At 49.4% G+C, this 5,315-nt stretch carries 1 protein-coding gene; it reads left to right on the top strand.

Translation table 11 applies throughout. The features are described from left to right. Window positions 1-1,041: 1,041 nt before the first annotated feature. Window positions 1,042-5,315, top strand: a 4,274-nt coding sequence (locus QUA90_RS29875; protein WP_333448738.1) for a DUF4347 domain-containing protein, incomplete at its 3' end; no start/stop codon positions are given.

Raw genomic sequence — 5,315 nt, 5'->3', positions numbered from 1 at the left:
TCCGTAGGAAGTGATAAGTTTGTTCTGGCTGGTGGCTTGAGTTTTGAGGCTTTGCAAATTAATCCGACGGCGAATGCTACACTGCTACAAGTTGCGGCGACTGGTGAGGTTTTGGCTCAGGTTTTTGGCGCTGATAATTCTATCACTTCTCTGGATTTTCTCACTTTTTCTCCTTAAGACTACAGCGCATTAAATTCGCTGCATTTTTCCTAAAATTATAGCAACTCGGTTTGTTAAATAAACCGAGTTTTTAATTATTACTACCAAAAATATCAAGCCGATGAATTATTGCTGATTCGACTTGCTGACGGCCCTGAAATTGGTTGTTGGTGAGTCATTCATTCTTGACAAAAGCCAGAAAACGAAGTTGATAACTACAAAATTTATAACCGTTTCTTGAGTATAATATAGATTATCTGCATTTTTCCTAAAATTATAGCAACTCGGTTTGTTAAATAAACCGAGTTTTTAATGATTATTACAAAAAATATCAAGCCGATGAATTATTGCTAATTCGACTTGCTGACGGCCCTGAAATTGGTTGTTGGTGAGTCATTCATTCTTGACAAAAGCCAGAAAACGAAGTTGATAACTACAAGATTTATAACCATTTATTTAGTGAAATATAGATTATCTGACATTGGGCTGATTGACAGCCCTAAAATTGGTTTTTGATAAAGAATCAAGTCTGAGTGAAAATCGGAAATCCAAGCTGGATTTACTACAAACAGGAAGGCTTGTCAACTGCACTTAGGTAAAAAAATATCTAATTAAAAGGTGTATTTTCGTAGATTGCGATCATTTTTTTCATCATAAAATAATTTAGCACCACGTCTGAATTGGCTAAAAAACCCCTGATTTACAGGTAAATACAGCTAACTGCTACTTTAGGAAGATGTCGCGCAAAAAAAAATCGAAGTAAATAGAACTTGTTAAGTATGCGAAGTCGATAAATTAGTAATTAGAGATTTCCATTAGCAATTAACAATAATATCTACCACTGAAGATTGACAATTAACAAATCAAGGAGCTATCTAACTCATGAAAAATTTATGGTGCAACTACTCTTCGCCAATTCACAAATTAAGTTGCGATCGTCGCGACACGGCCTGCATAAAAGTTTCTTTGATTGGGACGCCGTTAGTCGGTGATCGGGCGATCAATATTTCCTGTTTAACAAAAGCGAGTCTGGGCGTCAATCCTCAACGTAAAAAACATTTAGTTTGCATCGATCCGAGGGTAGAGAATTATCAGCATCTTGCCAGCGGAGTCAAACCGGGGACAGAGATAATTGTCCTTGATCGAACTCTGGACGGAGTAGAACAAATTACTGAGATTTTAGCTAAACGCAGCTCCATTGCCAGCCTTCAGATAGTTGCTCACGGCAATGAAGCTTCGGTGCAACTGGGGTCAACTTTACTGAAGGATGAAAACTTACCAAAGTACGATCGGCATTTGCAACAGTGGCGCCATGCCTTCACAGAAAAAGCCGATATTTTATTATTAGCGTGTAAGGTTGGGGCTGGAAAATCCGGGATTGCTTTCGTGCAGAAGCTGAGAAAATTAACAGGCGCAAATATAGCGGCTTCCAATAATCTAATTGGTAGTGCAAAATTAGGAGGAAACTGGCAATTAAATGTTACAGCAGGACGAGTAAAAACCGCAATAGCCTTTGAAACAAAAACCCAGGAAACTTACAGCGCTGTCCTCATTAGTTTAGTGGACGAAAGTTTTCAAGACGCACGTCTAATCGGACCTTGGATCTCTGGGGTAACAGGCACGTCAGACGCTCCGGCTTTAACAGCAGGAACCGGAACGGAGAGTTTTCCGGGTTTGAACATAGACCCGGTCGGCAGCGGGGCGTTAAGATTAACTACAAGAACTTTTGACCAATCTACTTTTGTCATCTATAACAGTCAGGTTCCCGTCAATAGTGGTCTTAACATTGTCTTTGATATATTTGCCTACGACGGCACTGCACGTCCGAATTTAGCAGGGCGGACAGGGGACGGCATAAGTTTCTTTTTAATTGACGGTACTGTGACGCCAACAGTAGCTGGAGGCTATGGAGGGTCTCTCGGCTACGCCCAAAATACAGATACAAATCAGTCCGGTTTACGGGGAGGTTATTTAGGAATTGGATTGGATGAATTTGGAAATTTCTCAAGTGAAACTCAAGGGCGTGTAGGCGGAATTGGGGTGACTCGTAGAGCAGATTCGGTAACACTTCGAGGTAGCGAAGTTACGGGATATCGATTTTTAACTTCTACGTTTGTGCCGCAGGGAATAGATAATATTCCCGATACCGTAAATCCTCTGCCTCCAAACGGGCCGATCAACGCCATTACTAGCAATCGCGAAGCAGCCAGAAGAAGAGTTCAAATTATTTTGCAGCCACCCAATTCTGCAACGCCAAACCGTCTCACTGTTAACTTTGATCTCAACAATAATGGTTCGTTTGCAGATCCGGGTGAGACTCTTATCGACATTGCCAATTTAGAAGAGGAGATAGACGAGCCAATACCGGCAACATTCAAATTTGGTTTTGCTGGTTCAACGGGAGACGCAACAAATATTCACGACGTTCGCACTTTGTCTATCCAAACTATAGACGTGCCGCTTACTACAGCAGATGTTGCCTCAACGAAAACAGGCCCGGCCGCAGCGGCACCGGGTAGCCCCATTACTTACACAATTACGACAGTAAATAACGGCCCGAACGACGCCGAAAACGTGGTGATTGAAGATAGATTGCCCGACGGGGCAGTATTTGGTAGTACCAACGGCGACGGCACTTTCAACCCGACAACGAGACTGGTTTCCTGGAGTATTCCGAATTTACCTCTTGGGGCCACCGCCACGCGCACGGTAACTGTTACGGCCCCAACTACACTCGGCCCTATTACAAACAGTGTATTCAGCAGCAGCAGTACGATCGATCCCGTACCCGGTAACAACAGTGGCAGCAGCCCGGATGCGAGAGTCACGACCACTATTACAAACGATAGCGCTGATGTAGTGACGGTCAAAAGCGGGCCCGCTACGGCAGCAGCCGGATCGACTGTTACCTACACAATTACGGCAGCCAACAGTGGGCCGAGTGCGGCAACCAATGTGGTGATCACCGACACCATTGTTCCGGGTTTAACAGGAGTCAGCGTCTCGGAAGGCGGAACTTACAGCCAAACTACAGGTATTGTGACTTGGCCGACGATCACATCCCTAGCCAGCACAGCCAGCACCAACAGAACCGTCCGTTTTCCACTTCCCGCCACCGGCGGCCCCATCGCCAACACTGCTAGCAGCACCTCAACGAGCCCAGACCCCAATCCTGACAACAACAACGGCAGCAGCCCGTCGGCAAGAGTCACCACCACGATCACCGATAGCGCCGATGTAGCTACGATCAAAACCGGGCCCGCTACGGCAGCAGCCGGATCGACTGTTACCTACACAATTACGGCAGCCAACAGTGGGCCGAGTGCGGCAACCAATGTGGTGATCACCGACACCATTGTTCCGGGTTTAACAGGAGTCAGCGTCTCGGAGGGCGGAACTTACAGCCAAACTACAGGTATTGTGACTTGGCCGACGATCACATCCCTAGCCAGCACAGCCAGCACCAACAGAACCGTCCGTTTTCCACTTCCCGCCACCGGCGGCCCCATCGCCAACACTGCTAGCAGCACCTCAACGAGCCCAGACCCCAATCCTGCCAACAACAACGGCAGCAGCCCGTCGGCAAGAGTCACTACCACGATCACCGATAGCGCCGATGTAGCTACGATCAAAACCGGGCCCTCTACTGTAGCCGCAGGCTCGACTGTCACCTACACAATTCTCACCGAAAACAGAGGGCCGAGTACCGCTACCAACATCACCGTTACAGACAGCATCGTTCCCGGTTTAACGGGCGTTACAGCATCCAACGGCGGTATTTACGACCCAGCCACAGGCATTGTCAGCTTTCCGCCCATTGCCAGCTTAGCTGACGGCGTGGCCGTCAGCCGGACTGTCAGATTCCCAGCCCCGGCGACCGGCACTGTCAGCAACACGGCAAGAAGTACCTCAACAACTAATGACCCAAATCCCGACAACAATAACGGCCGCGATCCCGGCGCAACTGTTAGCACCAGCATCGCCTCTGCCCCGACTCCGACTCCGACTCCGACTCCCCCACCCACACCGACTCCGACTCCCGCCAACCTACGGCCGATAGCTAACAATGTCAACCTCGAAATCGCCCCCAGCAGCGCTGTGGCGATCGCAGGACTCGGAGGAAGCGACCCCGACGGCTCGATCGCATCCTTCACCATCAACACCGTCCCACCCGCAAATGAAGGGCTGATATTTCTAGGCAATCCCGATACTGGCGGAACGATTGTCACCGCCGGTCAAATTCTGACACCTGCTGACATTAACCAATTATTTTTCCAATCGACAGGCAACTTTACAAAAGCCAATTTCACCTACAGCGCTACAGACAACCAGGGCGCTACCAGCCGCGCCAGCGCTACTGTATCGGCGCTGCTGCCGGAGCCCAACCAACCGCCAGTAGCTAACAACGTCGACCTCGATATCGCCCCCAGCAGCACTGTCTTGATCGCAGGACTAGGCGGCACAGATCCAGACGGGTCGATCGCATCCTTCACCATCAACACCATCCCACCAGCAAATGAAGGGCTGATATTTTTAGGCGATCCCGATACTGGGGGCAGGATTATCCGCGCCGGTCAAATTCTGAGACCTGCTGACATTAACCAATTATTTTTCCAATCGACAGCCAACTTTACAACAGCAAATTTCACCTACACCGCTACAGACAACCAGGGCGCTACCAGCCCCGCCAGCGCTACTGTCTCTGCCATTCCCCTGAACGAACCAACACCGGCGCCAACACCCACACCACCAACACCGGCGCCAACACCCACACCAACACCAACACCGGCGCCAACACCAGCGCCAACACCACCAACACCAACACCAGCGCCAACACCAACACCACCCGTCCCGGAACCCACACCAACACCACCAATACCAACACCCACACCAACACCACCCGTCCCGGAACCCACACCAACACCACCCGTCCCGGAACCCACACCAACACCACCCGTCCCAGAACCCACACCAAAACCCGTCCCAGAACCCACACCAAAACCCGTCCCAGAACCCACACCAACACCACCAACACCAGCGCCAGAACCAACCCCCATCTTCAACCCAGTACCCGAACCAGATACCAGTTGCGGTTGCGACCCCTTGCCCTTGCTGCCCCCAATCACATTTATCCAACCCCAGCCAGAGCCCATACT

The organism is Microcoleus sp. D3_18_C4 (genome assembly GCF_036702355.1).
Lineage (GTDB): Bacteria > Cyanobacteriota > Cyanobacteriia > Cyanobacteriales > Microcoleaceae > Microcoleus.
Note: the sequence above shows the minus strand (reverse complement) of the source record. Positions and strands in the feature narration are given on the sequence as shown.